The sequence below is a fragment of the Campylobacter sp. CH246 genome, assembly GCF_004378835.1.
GTDB classification, from domain to species: Bacteria; Campylobacterota; Campylobacteria; order Campylobacterales; family Campylobacteraceae; genus Campylobacter_D; species Campylobacter_D jejuni.
Map to the genome: position 1 here is coordinate 107,029 of NZ_RYYA01000003.1, position 16,557 is coordinate 123,585.

Sequence of the window (16,557 nt, forward strand, 5' to 3'; positions counted from 1 at the left end):
GATTTTTAAAACTTAAATTTATATAAAAAATTTTCCCAAGCTAAAAAGCTTTAGGAAAATTAAGACTTAAACCAATTAGCGATTTTTTCAAAAAGTCCTTTTTGCTCTTGATGCATACCATCTTTGATACCAAAACTTTCACTTAGTTTTTCTAAAAGTTCTTTTTGTTCATCGTTTAAAGAAGTTGGAAATTTGATAGAAATTTGAACGATTTGATTTCCTATGCGAGAACTATGAACATCTTTTACCCCTTCTTTTTCAAGAACAAATCTTTGTCCATCTTTAGCACCCTTTGGTAAATTTAAAGTCGCTTCACCGCGTATGGTAGGGACTTTTATACTTTGTCCTAAGATAGCCTGGGTAAAAAACACTGGAAATTCTATATATATATCATCATCATCTCTTATAAAAGTATCGTCTTCAGCAGCGATGATCTTAACATACATATCCCCTCTAGTGCCATTTTTTAAGATATTGCCTTTAGCATTGACACGAAGTTTCATACCTGTATCCACACCTTCTGGGATATTAAGCTCGACACTATCTTTGCTTTCATTATAACCCAAACCTTTACAATCGCTACATTTTTCACTAGCCTTTTCTCCAATTCCTTGACAATCAGGGCAAGTTTGTGCAAAAGTGATAAAACCTTGAGAAACCCCAACCTGTCCTCTACCTTGACACTTTGGACAAGTTTGAAGCTTTCCATCTTTAGCCCCTGTTCCATTACAAGTTTTACAAGAGCATTTATAAGTAAAGTCTATATTTTTCTTACAACCAAAAACCGCTTCTTTAAAACTTAATTTTAAATTAACGATAAAATCTGAAGGGATTTTCTCATCATTTGAACTTTTTCTACGACGCGATGAGCCAAAGCCTTCTCCAAAAAAACTAGAAAATATATCTCCTAAATCCTCAAAACCACCAAAACCTGAGCTACTAGAACCAAATCCACCGCCTTTTAAAGCATCTTTTCCGTATCTATCATAAATAGCTCGCTTTTCATCATTGCTTAAAACCTCATAGGCTTCATTAACAAGCTTGAATTTATCTTCTGCTTCTTTATCACCTTGATTTCTATCAGGATGATATTTTAAAGCCATTTTTCTATAGGCTTTTTTTATGGTTTCTTTATCAGCATTTTGCGTGATTTCAAGAATTTCATAATAACTTATTTCCACATTATTCCTTTAAAAAATTTAAAATTTTACTAGAATTTTAATTTTAAAAATTCAAAAATATAATTTTAGCAAAAATAAAATCAATAATTTATCAAATTTTAAATAAAATTATGTAAAGATTTTAAAGACTACATAAAAATTTACAAGGACACTAGAATGATTAATGTGTTGATGATAGAAGATGATCCTGACTTTGCACAATTATTATCTGAATATTTAGCGCAATTTAATATTAAAATCACAAATTTTGAAAATCCTAAAAGTGCTTTAAATGTGGGTATTCAAGGCTATGATTGTCTGATTTTAGATTTAACTTTACCTGGAATTGATGGTCTTGAAGTTTGTAGAGAAATCCGACAAAAAAGCAATATTCCTATTATCATCTCATCGGCTAGAGGTGACTTAAGCGATAAAGTTGTGGGGCTTCAAATCGGTGCTGATGATTATCTACCAAAGCCTTACGATCCAAAAGAAATGTATGCAAGGATTATGAGTCTTATTCGTCGCACAAAAAGAGTTGAACACACTAATAATGAAAATATTAACTCTGCTTTCAAAATTGATGAAAGAAGACATGAGATCACCTATGAAGATAAGGTTTTAACACTTACTCCTGCTGAATTTGAAATTTTAGAATACCTTATCCAACAACACGGATATAGTGTTTCAAGAGAACAGCTTGTAAGTCGCTGTAAAAATCTAAAAGATAAAGATTCTAAAAGCCTTGATGTTATCATCGGTCGCTTAAGGGTAAAAATAGGAGATAGTTCAAAATCTCCAAAACATATTTTTTCTGTTAGAGGTATAGGATATAAACTGATAGGATGACAAAAAATTATTCTATTCATACCAAACTGATTATTTTATTTGTTGTTACTTTTTTCTTGGTTTGTGTGCTTTTTATCGTTCTTTTAAAAATAGAAGGGAATGCCTATAATGAAGAAGAAAGTTTAAAACAAGAAAATCTTATAAAAAATTTACTCATCTCCTATGAAAATACTTCAGGTGTTGAAATAGGAGCTTATCTTGGAAACAGCGGTTTTAACGCTATACAAAATCCCAATCTTGTAAAAGCTATAAGAAATAATGGACAATCACTTTTTAAAGCAGGCGGAGAGCTTTGTACTCTTTCTTCTTTAAAATATCATAGCAATCTTTATTTTGATGTTCAATGTAAAGATTTTGATGGCTTGTATGAAGAAAATACTAGTGATAGGGTTTATAATCTTTTATTGATAGGATTTTTCTCTTTTTCTTTGTTGGTTGTTTTTATGTATTTTTCTGTATTAAAATCCTTAGAACCTTTAAAAAAATTAAGAAGACAAGTTGCCGAAGTTGCAAATGGGGAACAACCTGATTTTCTAGACTATCAAGAAGATGAAGTAGGCAAGATCGCCTTTGAATTTCAAAAAGCTTTTAAGAAAAACCAAGAATTAATCCAATCAAGACAACTTTTCCTAAGAACAATCATGCATGAGTTAAAAACCCCTATAGGAAAAGGGAGAATCATTTCTGAAATGATCAAAGAAGACAGACAAAAAGAAAGACTTATCGCTATATTTTTACGCATGGATTCTTTGATCAATGAATTTGCCAAAATCGAAAATTTATTTTCAAAAAACTACAACTTACACTTTAAACCTAGTCGTTTTAGCGCTATACTTGAAGAAGCTAAAGAACACCTTATGATAGATGATTTTAATAAAGTTGTAAAAGTCGATATAAGATATGATGCTTTAATCAATGTTGATATGGAAATTTTCTCTGTAATTTTAAAAAATCTTATCGATAATGCCTTAAAATACTCAAATAATGGCACTTGTGAGCTTTTTTGTTGTAAAGAATGTTTTACCATTAAAAATCCAGGCAAACCTTTAGCAGAGCCTATAGAGCATTATCTTGAAGCTTTTACAAGAGAAAAACACAATCAAGTCAAAGGTATGGGACTAGGACTTTATATAGTTTCAGAGGTATGTAAACTGCATAATTTTGATTTGATTTATTTTTATGATGATGGAAAACATTGCTTTAAAATTTTCTTTGGAGATAAAGAAAAATAATGGTAAAAGGCCTAGAAAAATTCAATGAACTTGTTGAAAGTTTTGCAAATTTACCTACCATAGGAAAAAAAACCGCCATAAGGCTTGCTTATCACCTTTGCATAAATAATCAAATCGATGGTATGAAACTCGCACACAATATAGAAAATGCTATCCGCTTTATAAAACCTTGTGAGCAATGCGGTGCTTTAAGTGAAAATGAGCTTTGCGAAATTTGTAGCGATGAAGAAAGAAATAAAAACATTTTATGTATAGTTGAAAGCCCAAAAGATATACTAACACTCGAAGAGAGTCAAAGTTACAATGGGGTATATTTTGTTTTAGATGAGTTAAATGAAGAAAAACTCGAAAAACTAAAGCAAATCATACTTAAGCTAAATATCTCTGAGCTCATTTTTGCATTGACACATAGCATTAATTCTGATGCAACTATCTTTTTTATAGAGGATAAATTTAAAGGCTTAAACCTAACTTTTAGTAAAATCGCTCAAGGAATTCCAAGTGGTGTGAATTTAGAAAATGTGGATTTAATCTCTTTAAATAAAGCTATGAATTTTAGAACAAAAATTTAGTAATTTTTATAAGAAATATCAGCTAATTCTTGCAAAGAAAAATCCGCAATCTTTTCATAAGTAAAACCTTCCTTACTTAAAAAATCAAGTAAAGTTTTTTCCATGATTTTAGCTCCTTGTATAAGCTCATCTGAGAGCTTAAAACTCATTGCTTCAATACGCTTTGGCACACAAGCTAAGATGTGTGTTTTAGGCAAATCTCCTGCAAGTTCCATGTATTGTAAGGTTTGAAGCATTTCTATTTCATGAGCACTTCCACTCCAGCTGATTTTATTAGGCATAGCATCATAAGGAAAGAAAAATACATCTCCTATACTCGCACCTTGCGCTTCTATACAGTCTAAAACGATAAGTCTATCGTACCTAGCGATGATATAGCTAAGCTGCAAAGCCAAAGTTCCACCATCAACAAAATCTAAAGTAAATTCAGAATGAGCGAATTTGTAGTTTTTTTCAAGTTGTTTGCAAAGATGAACGCCTAAGCCTTCATCTGCAAACATGATATTGCCTATTCCAAGGACTAAGAATTTCAATGCTTTTCTTCTTTTATATATTTATATCCGCTAATAATAGCATCCATAGCACCATCTTTACCTTTTACTGCGTTAAAAATCGCCATGTAAATATGTACTGGTACAAAAATCATAATCACCCACATCAAAATTCTATGATAAGTTCTTACATCAGCCAAGCCGCCCATTGCAGCTTCAAGCGGTCTTAAAATATGGTATAAAAGCCCACCTAAGCCCTCATGATAAGTATGAGTATAAAGAATAAGCCCTGTAAGAATGATACCTAACATCACAAGATAAAAGAAAAAATAAGTTACAAATTGCAAAGGATTATAAACCCCTTTTAAATGCGGGTGTTTTCCTAAGAAAATGTAAAATTTTACTTGTTCTATCCATAATTTGATATTAAAGATATCCCATACACTTCTGCGTTCTTTTGCGCTTACCTTATCGCAGAAAAACAAATATACTTTAAAAATAATACAAGCGATTAAAACAAAACCCACCGCTTGATGTACTAAGCGGTATTTTGCTTGCATAAAATTTACGGGTTCACCGTTACTAATAGGGCTTTGGAACACATAGGAAAGATAATACCCTGTGCCAATAAGAATCACTATAGCAATAGCTCTTACCCAGTGCGTTAAACGCAAACCTATGCTAAATTCATATTCAGCTTTTCTTTGCAATTTTTCTTCTTTGTTTTGCATGAAAGCCTCCTTATAAATTGACATTCACTTTATATTCACTTAGATTATTGCCCTTAGTATCCATTACATGCACCGCACAAGCAATACAAGGATCATAAGAGTGAATTTTTCTAATGATTTCAAGTGGTTGTTTTACATCAGCGATTTTAAGTCCTATCAAACATTGCTCATAACTTCCACCTACGCCATTTGCGTCTTTTGGACTTGCATTCCAAGTAGAAGGCACCACAGCTTGCCAATTTTCAATAACACCATTTTTAATTCTACACCAATGGCTTAATGTTCCGCGTGGCACATGCCCCATATAGCGTCCTTTGTATTCTTTAGAATTATCGATCACATAAGGAGCACAAGTACTCTGGTCTACTTTTAAATTTTCAACTAAATTATTAAACGCTTTTAAAGCATTATTTGCAACGATTTTTGCTTCAATACAACGAGCAGCTGTTCTTCCAAGTGTGCTAAATACAGCATTTAAAGGAAGTCCTGTTTCTTTTAAGAACTCATCTACCACAGGAACAACATTTTGATTACCTTTAGCATAATTTACAACGATATTTGCTAAAGGTCCTACTTGCATAGGATTTCCTTCATAGCGTGGAGCTTTAATCCAGCTATATTTACCCTTAGTATCAAACACTTTAGAATGGACATTATTTCCATGATGATCTACGCTTTCTCCATCTACAAGTCCTGTATAATTTGGATTTGTTTTGCCATCATAAGGATGTAAAGGTTCATTGTCTGCATACCAAGAATGAGTTGCCTCTTCAGTAATCTTATCTTCTTCTACTTCATAAACCTTGCTTAAATCTCCATTTTTAATAATACCACTTTCAAAAAGCCATTCATCTCTTCCGATTTGGAATTCTTTAAAGGTATAAAGATTATTTACCCCTATATCATTTAAAACACTTGCTTCATGTGCATAAGCTTTTCCTGCCATCACAAGATCAGGATAATACGCACGATTAACAAAGTCTTGCACTTCTTGGAATTTAACCATATATTCACCCATTCTTGCAGGATCGAGTAAATCCATAACGCAAGTTACACCACCAACGGTTAAGCTTTGTGGATGTGGATTTTTAGCTCCAAAAATCGCCATACATTGAGCAATGATTCTTTGAATTCTTAAACATTCTAGATAGTGAGAAAGAACGATTAAATTTTGCTCAGGACTTAAACGATAAGTTGGATGACCATAGTACGCATTAGCAAAAGGTCCTAAATTTCCTTTATCTACAAAAGTTTTCAGTCTTTGTTGCACTTCAAGAAGTTTATCTGCACCTGTTGCATAAGGATTTGGAGTGTATTTAAAAGCTTCATCACTTGCTTTTTTAACATCAGCACTTAAAGCACTTACCACATCAGCCCAATCAAGCCCATGAAGTTGATAAAAATGCACAATATGATCGTGTAAAAATAAAGCCGCATTCATTAAAGTTCTTGTTAAAAGCGCATTTAAAGGCGGAGTAATACCTAAAGCATTTTCAACAGCAACTATACCTGCTTTATAATGTGAAAAAGTACAAACTCCGCAAATTCTTTGCGTCATAAAACCCGCATCTCTTGGATCACGCCCTTTTACTATGGTTTCAATACCACGCCACAAAGTAGAGCCTGCATAAGCTTCTTTTACCACATTGTTATCATCAACAACAACTTCAACTCTTAAATGCCCTTCAATTCTTGTAATAGGATCTACGATTATTTTTTGACTCATTTTTATTCCTTATCTTTTTGCATGGAAGATATAACTGCGTGTGCTGCTATAGCAACGCCTGTGAGTGTAAGCACACCTATACCAATTTTATCTGAAACACTATCCGCACCCAAACCAAAAACAGTATCAAATTTACGACTAGCCATAGGCTCTTCAAAAGGTCCCATAGTATCCCAAAAATTAGGCTCAGAACAACCTATACAACCATGCCCTGCTTGAATAGGCCAAGAAGTGTGCTGGTTAAATCTCTCTCTTGAGCAGTTATTAAAAGTATAAGGTCCTTTACAACCTACTTTATAAAGACAAAAACCTTGTTTTGCTCCTTCATCTCCAAAAGCATGTACAAATTCACCCGCATCAAAATGTCCGCGTCTTTCACAAAGATCATGAATTCTTAAACCATAAGCCCATTTTGGTCTATTATACACATCAAGTGCTGGTAACTCACCAAATAATAAATAATGAAGTATATTACCCACTATATTTTTTTCACTTGGAGGACAGCCTGGAACATTGATCACAGTTTTACTTGTTACTTTGCTTAAAGGCTGCGCGTTGCTAGGATTTGGTCTTGCGGCTTGGATTCCTCCAAAGCTAGAACAGGTTCCTATAGCAAAAATCGCCAAAGCATTTTCACTTGCCATTTTTGAAAGCTCATAGCCTGTTTTTCCATGTGCACCTATGGTTAAAAAATGCTCCGTATCACCCATAGGGATACCGCCTTCAACCATTAAAATATATTTATTTTTATGTTTTTGAATGGCACTTTCTAAATTTTCTTCAGCTTGCCAACCTGCTGCAGCCATCACTGTTTCGTGATATTCTAAAGAAATATAATCAAAAATCAAACTATCAATCGTTGGAGTATCACTTCTTAACAAACTCTCACTACAGCCTGTACACTCAGCCATATGAAGCCACACAACAGGAAGCCTATCAGCAAGCTCAGCAGCTTTTGCCACCATAGGAGTAAAACTCGCTGGCAAAGCCAAAAATGCCGTCATAGCACCTGCCCATTTCATAAAATCCCTTCTAGAAAAACCTGACTTTTCTAATGCTTTTGTAATACTATCATTGTCTTTCAAAGAAGGAAGCTTTTCAAGAGTCGATAAACGCGACTCTATTTGATGATAATCAATCATTATATTTCCTTTGTAACATGAAATTTATTCTCTATAATAATAAAATAAAGGAAGTTAAAATAAAGTTAAAAACTTACTATCATAAGCAAATATTAGCATCACTCTTAATTAAAGCTTAATCATAAGCCTTTTTTAAGTTTGCGAATCAAAAATCTTGCAGGGTGAATAGCGTGGATGTATTTTTTTTCTAAACACAAGGGTTCATTATTTATCAATGCACACAAATACCTTGCCGCTAAAACACTTGTACTAAAACCCCTTGACCCATGAGCAAAATTAAAATACAAATTACAAGACATTTTAGCTGGTTTTTGCTCCTTATTTTTTGTCCATAATAAAGCTTTATATTCTTCTTTATAAAACGCTTCATCATAAGCATTTCCAACTATCATAAAGCGATCACTCGAATAAGATCTAAAACCTACTTTAGAACCTATGATTTCTAATTTTGTATTTTTATCCATAAAATCGGCTATATTTTCTATATTTTGTTTATCATCTTCTTCTTTTGATTCTAAACTTGCATTAAGCCTATCATAACTTGCACCAATTACTTGCAAATCATCTTTTACAGGGCAAATATAAGCCTTAGAAGATAAAGGAAATGGGGTATCTAAAAAAGGTTTTAGATGTGTAACTTGACCTCTTACTTTGCTTAATTTCATCTCATCATAAAAAACAAAGTCTTTTGCATCTGCACCCATGGCATAAATCAAAACCGCATAATCACTTTTAACAACATCATTTTTAAATTTTAAACTGAAACACCCATTTTCAAATTTATAAGCTTGAAATTCATGATTAAAATATATACAAGCTTTGCTTTTTTCAAAAAGATTTTTAACCAATTTTTTTGGAAAAATCACTCCACCCTCTTCTAAAAAAGCTTGATTTTTTGAAATTTTAAACAAAACATTTTCTCTTTGCGTGTCAAATCTTTCTTGCATTAAATCATTATGTGCAAACTCCACCACACCCTTAAATTCTAAATCTAAAATTTGTCTATAAAAACGACTTGCCTCTATAAAAGAAAGCTCTGAAAACTCCCCTAAATTTACCTTAGGCTTTAAGATTAAAGAGCTTAAAATTCCACTTTCATTTCCACTTGCACCCTTGCCTAATTCTAAATGTTTTTCAAAAATATCTATTTCAAAACCTCTTAAACTAAGCTCATAAGCTAAAACAGCGCTTGATATACCTGCACCAATAATAGCTACTTTTTTATTTTTTAAAGATGAAAATGTTCTTGAAAAATACGCTTCTTTGTCTTTAAACTCAAGCTTATTTTCCAAATAAGCTTTAATCATTTCTCTTTTTCTAAAACCTTTGGTTTTTTCTACTCTAAAGCCATATTTTTTTAAATTTTTTTGCAAAAAACTTGCCGAAGAAAAGGTGCAAATTTGTGTATTTTTTTTAGAAAGCCTTGCCACTTCAAAGATTAAATTTTCATCAAACATTTGCGAGTTTTTATTTGGAGAAAATCCATCTAAATACCAAACATCAGCTTTAAAATCCAATTCTTTTAAAACAGCTATATCTTCAAAAACAAGATCTAAAAAACAATCTTCAAAATAAAAACGATAAATTCCTTCTTTAGCCTTAGGATAAAATTTTAAAAATTGTTCTAAAAGCCCTTTAAACTCTTCATAAAATCCTAGTTTTTGATAAATTTCTCTTAATTGTTCTTTTTCGATATAAAAAGCTTCTATACTGATATAAAAAAGTTTTTTAGGACGCTTAGAAGGAGTGGTTTCTAAAAAGCGTTTCAAGGTAAGAAAAAAATTTAAACCTATACCAAAACCACTCTCTGCGATAATGAAATTTTCTTGATTTTTCCATTCAAAAGAATGAGTGTAAACAAATTTGCTTTCATTTAAGCCATCTTCGGAATTAAAATAAAAATCATCAAAATCCAAAGAAAAAGGAGTATTATCCTTAAAAATTAGCTTAGCTTTTTTCATCGGTTATTATAAAAATAACTCTCAACTCCATCGGCAATACCCTTAACCAATAAATCTTGAAAAGCTTTATTGGCGATTCTTTTGCCTTCATTTGGATGTGTAATATAGCCAATTTCAATCAAAATTGCAGGCATTTGCGCACCTACTAAAACCCAAAAAGGTGCTTCTCTTACACCGCCATCTACAATTTTATACTTTTTGCGTGTTTGAGTGAGTATATTTTTTTGTACATCAATGGCTAGTTTATTTGAAGCAACGATTTTTTCACGATTTAAGAAATTTAAAATACTTTGTCTTGAGAAATAATTAATCTCTTCAAAATCCCCTTGATTTTCTTTTTCTGCTGCCTTTTTACTTCTTTCACTTCTTGCAGGACTTAAAAAGAAAGTTTCCACGCCTTCACTACTTTTGGCTTTTGTGGCATTTGGTGCTGCATTAGCATGTATAGAAATAAACAAATCCGCTCTTTTATCATTGGCATATTTAGTTCTATCACGAAGATTGATAAATTTATCCGAACTTCTAGTATAAAGCACTTTATAACCGCGTTTTTTAAGTTCATTTCCAAGTTTTAAAGCCGTGCTTAAAACTATATCTTTTTCTTTTAAGCTTCCTTTTTTATCACTTAAGGCACCGCTATCTTTTCCACCATGCCCCGCATCGATAACCACAAGCTTTCCTGATTTGTAATTTGTATTTAAAGTTTTACTAGAACTTTGAGTTGCTTTTTTGTTTACATTTTGATTTGTAGTTTGTGCATAAAAACCTAAAGTGAGATTTTTATTATCCAACTCCTTTAAGAGTTTAAATTCTTTAGGAGCACTCAAAACCACACGAACAGTTTTTGGATTGTATTGAGTAACTGTAATCACATTTTGTCCAAAAGTAAAGCTTTTTCTATTACCTTCTAACACACCCTTAAAACTTACAACATATCGGAATTTTTGATCTTTGGTATCAAATACTGCTATTTCTTTTTCATCTAAATCATCGCTTAAATTTAACACCACAGCATTAGAAATTTTATCCACATCTAAAACATATAAAGGCTCTTGATTTTCTTTTTCGTTATTGGTTTTTTTATCTTGTTTTTTTGTTTCTAAAGCTTTGGTTTTAATTTCTGTTTTTTGATCTTGCTTTTTCTCTGAAATTTTACTAACTTGCTCAGTCTTTTTTTGGCTAGTAGTTTCTTTTGAAAAAATTAATTTTTCTTCTTTAAAAGATATATCAATAGGAATTTTTTCTTTAGCATAAACCACTATGCGTATGGTTTTGGGATTAAATTGTGAAATCACTAAACGATAGTCATCAAATTTAAACTCTTTTTTACCCCCTTCTAAAACCCCCTCAAAATCACTAATAAAACGATAGTTTCCTTTTTCGTCTAAAGCAAAACTTTTTAATTGATCCTTATCCAAATCTGCATTTAGTTCAAACTCTACACCTTGGTTTGTTTTACTTGACTTTAAAACATAAATTTTATCATCGCTTTTTGCTTTAGAAACGATACTACTCTTTGGTGCTTGCGAAGTTTTAGAATTTGTTTTTTCTGTATTTTTTATTTGTTCGTTAGATGATTTTTTTTCATTTTTTTGAACTGTTTTTATAGGTTCAAAAGTTGATTTTTCAGTATCTTGAGAAATATTTTGAACCTTAATATCTTTAATAACAGCCTTTCTTAAAGCATTAATACTTGCTTCACTTATACCACTTTCTTTTAACTCATTAGCATATGACTTGTCATCTAAATTTAAAGTATTTGAACTGATGATCAATCTTTTTAAAATTTCAATTTTAGTTTTTTCATCTTCATTAATAACACTTTGTATATAAAGGCTTTTGAGCTGATGGTGAAATTTTACTTGTACTTCACTTTTAGAACCGATAAAATTTTTATCGAAATTTGCAAGTTCATTTTCATAGGCTCCAAAAAGAGTTGTGAAAACAAATACTAAAAATACAAAAATTTTAGCCATTATTCACCATTAACCAATTTTTCCATAAGTTCTTTAACACTGATAAGCTTATCTAAACGATATCCATTTGCACCTGTAAAGAAAAGCCCTGTTTCTTTTTTACCTGACCACGCATCAAAAAGCCTATCTGCTATACAATACCCTACTTTAGTTGCCTCTTTTCCACGTCCACAAGGCGCTACACAATTGCTTATACAATTAATCTTTGGACCCATTCTTTTATCTACCAAATTTAAAAGATTGGTTCTAACTCCACGAGCAGGATAGCCCACAGGAGATTTAATAAGCTCTATATCTTCTTCTTTAGAAGCTAGTAAAACGCTTTTAAATTCTTCGCTTGCATCACATTCAAAAGTTCCTATGAAACGCGTTCCCATTTGAACACCACTAGCCCCTAAAGAAATAGCGTTTTCTATATCTTTTTTATCCCAAATTCCACCTGCAGCAATCACAGGAAAAGACCCCCAATTTTTAGCCTCTTCTACCACAGGAGCGATTAATTTTTCTAGCTGATAATTTGGATCTAAGCACTGCTCATAAGTAAAACCTTGATGACCTCCACTTTTTGGCCCTTCTAAAACCACTGCATCAGGCAAGCGATTGTAACGGCTTTGCCATCTTTTGCAAATAATTTTTAAAGCCTTTGCAGATGAAATGATAGGCACTAAAGCCACATCAGGAAAATCTGCAGTAAATTCAGGTAAATTTGTGGGAAGTCCAGCACCTGAAACAATCACATTAAAACCAACTTCACAAGCATCGCGTGCTATTCTTGCATAATCATTACTTGCACATAAGATATTACACCCTAAAGGTGCATCGCCACAAACTTTTCTTGCATTATTAATCAAAGCTTGCAAACCCTTGCGTGAGTAAAAATTTTCACTTCCATAAGGCTTAGCATTTAATTCTTTACTTGCATACTTTCTTTCTTCATAATATCCTGTTCCCACAGAAGAAATGATCCCAAGTCCACCATTTAAAGAAACTGCAGAAGCTAATCTATCCCAGCTTATGCCTAGTCCCATTCCCCCTTGAAAAATGGGATATTTTATAGTATGTTTTCCTATTTGTAAGGGTTGTAAATTCATTCTTTTACCTTTAATTTTGCAAATTTTCTTTTACCTATTTGTAAGATGTATTCTCCTTGTTCTAAATGCATTTGCTCGTCGCTAACTTTTTGAGAATTTACACTTACTGCATTAGCACTGATGCTTCTTCTTGCCGCAGAAGTAGAACTTTCCAAACCACATTCAACCAAAGCCTTAGCAAGCCAAATTTTTCCTTGTATTTCAAACTCAGCCATATCACTTGGTAAAGCATTTTGAGAATGAATCCTATCAAATTCAGACTTAGCATTATTAGCCTCTTCTTTGGAGTGAAAACGCTCCGTAATCTCTAAAGCTAAATTTTCTTTAGCTTTTTTAGGATGTAAATTGCCTTGTTCTATATCTTTTTTTATTTGCGCGATTTCTTCTAGACTTTTTTGACTTAAAAGTTCATAATATCTAAACATCAATTCATCACTAATACTTAAAATTTTAGCATACATATCATTAGCTTTTTCTGTAACACCAATGTAATTATTTAAACTCTTACTCATTTTGTTTACACCATCTAAACCTTCGAGTAAAGGCATCATAATCACAGCTTGTTCTTTTCCTATATTATAAACCCTTTGAAGCTGTCTTCCCATTAAAAGATTAAATTTTTGATCCGTTCCGCCCATTTCAATATCGCTTTTTAAAGCCACGCTATCATATCCTTGAAGTAAAGGATACAAAAACTCGCAAATCGAAATAGGGCTTTGCTCTTTAAATCTCTTGGTAAAATCGTCACGCTCAAGCATTCTAGCTACACTAAAAGTTGAAGTAAGCTCTACTATACCCGCAGCTCCAAGTTCATTAAGCCAAGTAGAATTAAACTTAATCTGTGTTTTTTCTTTATCCAAAACCTTAAAAACCTGCGTTTCATAAGTTTTAGCATTGATTAAAACTTGCTCTTTATCCAGCTTTTTACGCGTTGCACTTTTTCCACTTGGATCGCCAATTTGTCCTGTAAAATCCCCAATCAAAAATTGCACAATAGCTCCATGTTTTTGCAAAAAAGCCATTTTTGTTAAAACCACGCTATGACCTAAATGTAAATCAGGTGCTGTAGGATCAAACCCTGCCTTTATGAAGAAATTTTCACCCTTTTCATAATAATTTTTAATTAAATTTTCTATTCTTTCTTCATCAATAAGCTCTGCACAGCCACGCTTAACTTCTGCTAATATTTTTTTTATATCCATAATAAACCTTTTTAACCTTCTTTATAAGCATCATTTAAAGATGTAAAATCTAAAATTTTACAACGAGATTTTAACCTATCCTTGACACTATCTGGGTTGATATTATCAGGAATTTCCATTGTAATCTCAAAATAATCTACCGCCGAATTTAAATCACTTGATAAATTAATTGTTAATAAATTTATCTGCATTTTAGCTAAAAATGCCAAAAATTCCGCTAAAACACCTTTTTTATTTTCCAAAGAAAAAATCAATTTATAAGATTTAGGGATGTTAGAATCCCATTTTATAAATACCATATCTTGATTATTATCTATCATTTTATCAGCTCTATCGCAAAGCTTATGATGGACAATAGCGTTACCACCTTTAACAAAAGCTAAAACAGCATCACCTCTTTTTGGATGGCAACAAAAATCAAAATCCACATTAGCGATTTTATGGTTGCAATATAGAGTAAAATTTCCTATTTTTTGTTCTTTAATCTCATATTTATCAAACCAATATGACTTCTTGGCGTATTTTTTAAGACCATTAACTATATCTTTTAAATAAGCACTATCTGTTGCTACTTGTCTAATACGTCTGGCTAAATTTTCTTTTTCTATCCAAGTTTCAATTCTGTTTTTATCAACTCCAAAAATAAAACTTAACATATTAATAGAACTTGCTAGATTAATCTCTCTGATTTTTTGCTTACAAAATTCCCTTATACTTGCTTTTGCTTTTCCTGTTTTAACACTATCTATCCAAGAACAGCGATAAAATTTATCATTACTAGTAACCACTCGCACAATATCGCCATTTTTAAGCTCGGTTAACAAAGGTACTTTAATACGATTTACATAAGCACTTTTTGCATGAAGCCCTACTTTGGTATGCACTTCATAGGCAAAATCAAGAACCGTTGCACCACGAGGCAAAGTGAAAATTTCTCCCTTAGGAGAATAAACTGCGACATCTTCAACATAAAGACTATCTTTAGCATATTCATAAAGCTCAATAGCATTATAATCTTCTGCATTTTCAAGATTGTTTATACTTTGCATTGAAATATCTGTAAGCCAATCAAGACGAGGCGCAACCACACTGCCATCTTCTTTATATTTCCAATGCGCTGCTATACCAAATTCCGCAATTTTATGCATATCAAAAGTTCGAATTTGTGCTTCTATAATACTTTTAGCATCAAAAAGTGTGGTATGTATGGTTTGATAACCATTTTGTTTAGGCAAGGCTATATAATCCTTAAAACGCGAAACCAAGGGGTTAAAATGTGTATGTAAAATTCCCAAAGCTAAATAACAATCACTTACTTTTTCAACCAAAATTCTTACCCCAAGCAAATCAAGAACTTCTTCAATACCAATGCCTTTTCTTTGCATTTTAAGATAAATAGAATAGCTATGTTTAATGCGTTTTTGAATTTCAAAACTACCTTGTCTAAAGCCATTGCTCAAAAATAAAAGTTCGATTTTGGAAATAAATTCATTTAAACCTAATTGCATTTCTTGATTATTGGAGTTGATATAATTGTCAATAAGCTTATACTCATCTGGCATAAGATATTTAAAACTAAGATCTTCCAAATAATTTTTTATGCTTGAAATACCGAGTCTATGGGCTATTGGAGCATATACAACTAAAGTTTCTTCGCTGATTCTTTTTTGCTTATCTTCTCTTAGAATATCAAGAGTAAGCATATTATGCAGCCTATCACATAACTTCACAATCAAAACCCCAACATCTTCAATGCTTGCTAAAAGCATATTTCTGAAAGTCAAGGCTGATTTAGTTAAACTTTTTTTAGATTTTGATGAAATGAGATTATCTTCTCTAATTTCTATAATTTTAGTAAGTCCTAAAACAAGTTTTAAAACCTCAGAACCAAACTGCTCTCTAAGTTCTTCTTCAGTGCAGTTTGTATCTTCAATCACATCATGCAATAAAGCAGCTAAAATATTGCTTTTATTTTCACTTAAAAATCCAACCAGTGTTGCCACTAAAATAGGATGTACCGCATAAGGCTCTCCACTTTTTCTAAACTGCCCTTCATGGCAAAATATACAGTAATCTACCGCTTTTTCAAGAATGGCATCATGGCCACAAATTTCGAAAAGCAAAGCCTTAGCAGCTTCTAAATCTTTACAATTTTTTACATTATCGATTAATTGTTCAAGCAATAATTCTTCATCGATTGGTTTCAACTAAACCCTCTAAAGTGATTTTATTTTCTGCAATTTCATATAAAGCTATATCTGCAAGTTTATTTTTATTTTTATCAAAGTCTACCAAAGGGGTTGCTCCATTTGCCAATTGTTCCGCTCTTTTTGCTACCACTAAAGAAAGGCGATATCTATCATTACCCATTTTTTCCAAAGCTTTTGCCGCTACTTCTTCTATTCTTTTATCCATAATTTTCTC

14 protein-coding genes are annotated in these 16,557 nt (G+C 32.0%); 3 read left to right on the plus strand and 11 right to left on the minus strand.

Annotation, left to right across the window (positions count from 1 at the left end; all coding sequences use genetic code 11):
- Positions 1–59: 59 nt before the first annotated feature.
- Positions 60–1,181, minus strand: a complete 1,122-nt coding sequence (gene dnaJ, locus ELQ06_RS03650) for a molecular chaperone DnaJ (RefSeq protein ID WP_002872466.1) — start codon at positions 1,179–1,181, stop codon at positions 60–62.
- A 156-nt stretch (positions 1,182–1,337) separates the two neighbouring features.
- Here dnaJ and ELQ06_RS03655 point away from each other — a divergent pair, with 156 nt between their 5' ends.
- Genes ELQ06_RS03655 through recR form a run of 3 tightly spaced genes read left to right on the plus strand, consistent with a single transcriptional unit; the run spans position 1,338 to position 3,813 of the window.
- Positions 1,338–2,009: a response regulator transcription factor gene (locus ELQ06_RS03655; RefSeq protein WP_002853168.1), complete on the plus strand. Its 672-nt coding sequence runs from the start codon at positions 1,338–1,340 to the stop codon at positions 2,007–2,009.
- The gene (locus ELQ06_RS03660; protein ID WP_052781663.1) at positions 2,006–3,241 is read left to right on the plus strand and encodes an ArsS family sensor histidine kinase; all 1,236 of its coding nucleotides are present in this window, start codon (positions 2,006–2,008) and stop codon (positions 3,239–3,241) included. The genes ELQ06_RS03655 and ELQ06_RS03660 overlap by 4 nt, the downstream gene beginning before the upstream one ends.
- Positions 3,241–3,813, plus strand: a complete 573-nt coding sequence (gene recR, locus ELQ06_RS03665; RefSeq protein WP_044261550.1) for a recombination mediator RecR — start codon at positions 3,241–3,243, stop codon at positions 3,811–3,813. Before ELQ06_RS03660 ends, recR begins: the two co-directional genes overlap by 1 nt.
- Here recR and ELQ06_RS03670 read toward each other — a convergent pair.
- From ELQ06_RS03670 to ELQ06_RS03715, 10 genes are all read right to left on the minus strand, one after another.
- Positions 3,810–4,346 carry a HyaD/HybD family hydrogenase maturation endopeptidase gene (locus tag ELQ06_RS03670; protein WP_052781661.1) on the minus strand — a complete coding sequence of 179 codons (537 nt, stop codon included), beginning with the start codon at positions 4,344–4,346 and terminating at the stop codon, positions 3,810–3,812. The two genes, recR and ELQ06_RS03670, sit on opposite strands and share 4 nt — an antisense overlap.
- Positions 4,343–5,035, minus strand: a complete 693-nt coding sequence (gene cybH, locus ELQ06_RS03675) for a Ni/Fe-hydrogenase, b-type cytochrome subunit (RefSeq protein ID WP_002866258.1) — start codon at positions 5,033–5,035, stop codon at positions 4,343–4,345. Before cybH ends, ELQ06_RS03670 begins: the two co-directional genes overlap by 4 nt.
- 10 nt (positions 5,036–5,045) lie before the next feature.
- Positions 5,046–6,761, minus strand: a complete 1,716-nt coding sequence (locus ELQ06_RS03680) for a nickel-dependent hydrogenase large subunit (protein ID WP_004305674.1) — start codon at positions 6,759–6,761, stop codon at positions 5,046–5,048.
- A 2-nt stretch (positions 6,762–6,763) separates the two neighbouring features.
- Positions 6,764–7,903, minus strand: a complete 1,140-nt coding sequence (locus ELQ06_RS03685; RefSeq protein ID WP_052797620.1) for a hydrogenase small subunit — start codon at positions 7,901–7,903, stop codon at positions 6,764–6,766.
- Positions 7,904–8,022: 119 nt separating this feature from the next.
- On the minus strand, positions 8,023–9,864 hold the full coding sequence (mnmC, locus tag ELQ06_RS03690) for a bifunctional tRNA (5-methylaminomethyl-2-thiouridine)(34)-methyltransferase MnmD/FAD-dependent 5-carboxymethylaminomethyl-2-thiouridine(34) oxidoreductase MnmC (RefSeq protein WP_052823815.1): 1,842 nt from the start codon (positions 9,862–9,864) through the stop codon (positions 8,023–8,025).
- Positions 9,861–11,840, minus strand: coding sequence for an N-acetylmuramoyl-L-alanine amidase (locus ELQ06_RS03695; protein WP_052797618.1), 1,980 nt, complete (start codon positions 11,838–11,840; stop codon positions 9,861–9,863). The genes mnmC and ELQ06_RS03695 overlap by 4 nt, the downstream gene beginning before the upstream one ends.
- The gene (locus ELQ06_RS03700) at positions 11,840–12,931 is read right to left on the minus strand and encodes a nitronate monooxygenase family protein (RefSeq protein ID WP_002857924.1); all 1,092 of its coding nucleotides are present in this window, start codon (positions 12,929–12,931) and stop codon (positions 11,840–11,842) included. Before ELQ06_RS03700 ends, ELQ06_RS03695 begins: the two co-directional genes overlap by 1 nt.
- Positions 12,928–14,133, minus strand: coding sequence for a tyrosine--tRNA ligase (tyrS, locus tag ELQ06_RS03705; RefSeq protein WP_002856563.1), 1,206 nt, complete (start codon positions 14,131–14,133; stop codon positions 12,928–12,930). The genes ELQ06_RS03700 and tyrS overlap by 4 nt, the downstream gene beginning before the upstream one ends.
- 11 nt (positions 14,134–14,144) lie before the next feature.
- Positions 14,145–16,340 (minus strand): bifunctional (p)ppGpp synthetase/guanosine-3',5'-bis(diphosphate) 3'-pyrophosphohydrolase, encoded by a 2,196-nt coding sequence (locus ELQ06_RS03710; RefSeq protein ID WP_002866265.1) that lies wholly within the window; start codon positions 16,338–16,340, stop codon positions 14,145–14,147.
- Positions 16,324–16,548: a DNA-directed RNA polymerase subunit omega gene (locus tag ELQ06_RS03715; RefSeq protein ID WP_002853464.1), complete on the minus strand. Its 225-nt coding sequence runs from the start codon at positions 16,546–16,548 to the stop codon at positions 16,324–16,326. The genes ELQ06_RS03710 and ELQ06_RS03715 overlap by 17 nt, the downstream gene beginning before the upstream one ends.
- Positions 16,549–16,557 lie beyond the last annotated feature (9 nt).

Excerpts from the sequence above, each read along its gene's own strand:
- ELQ06_RS03655 (WP_002853168.1), top strand. The coding sequence starts at position 1,338 with ATGATTAATGTGTTGATGATAGAAGATGATCCTGACTTTGCACAATTA.
- ELQ06_RS03660 (WP_052781663.1), top strand. The coding sequence starts at position 2,006 with ATGACAAAAAATTATTCTATTCATACCAAACTGATTATTTTATTTGTT.
- recR (WP_044261550.1), top strand. The coding sequence starts at position 3,241 with ATGGTAAAAGGCCTAGAAAAATTCAATGAACTTGTTGAAAGTTTTGCA.
- cybH (WP_002866258.1), bottom strand. The coding sequence starts at position 5,035 with ATGCAAAACAAAGAAGAAAAATTGCAAAGAAAAGCTGAATATGAATTT.
- ELQ06_RS03680 (WP_004305674.1), bottom strand. The coding sequence starts at position 6,761 with ATGAGTCAAAAAATAATCGTAGATCCTATTACAAGAATTGAAGGGCAT.
- ELQ06_RS03685 (WP_052797620.1), bottom strand. The coding sequence starts at position 7,903 with ATGATTGATTATCATCAAATAGAGTCGCGTTTATCGACTCTTGAAAAG.
- mnmC (WP_052823815.1), bottom strand. The coding sequence starts at position 9,864 with ATGAAAAAAGCTAAGCTAATTTTTAAGGATAATACTCCTTTTTCTTTG.
- ELQ06_RS03695 (WP_052797618.1), bottom strand. The coding sequence starts at position 11,840 with ATGGCTAAAATTTTTGTATTTTTAGTATTTGTTTTCACAACTCTTTTT.
- ELQ06_RS03700 (WP_002857924.1), bottom strand. The coding sequence starts at position 12,931 with ATGAATTTACAACCCTTACAAATAGGAAAACATACTATAAAATATCCC.
- tyrS (WP_002856563.1), bottom strand. The coding sequence starts at position 14,133 with ATGGATATAAAAAAAATATTAGCAGAAGTTAAGCGTGGCTGTGCAGAG.
- ELQ06_RS03715 (WP_002853464.1), bottom strand. The coding sequence starts at position 16,548 with ATGGATAAAAGAATAGAAGAAGTAGCGGCAAAAGCTTTGGAAAAAATG.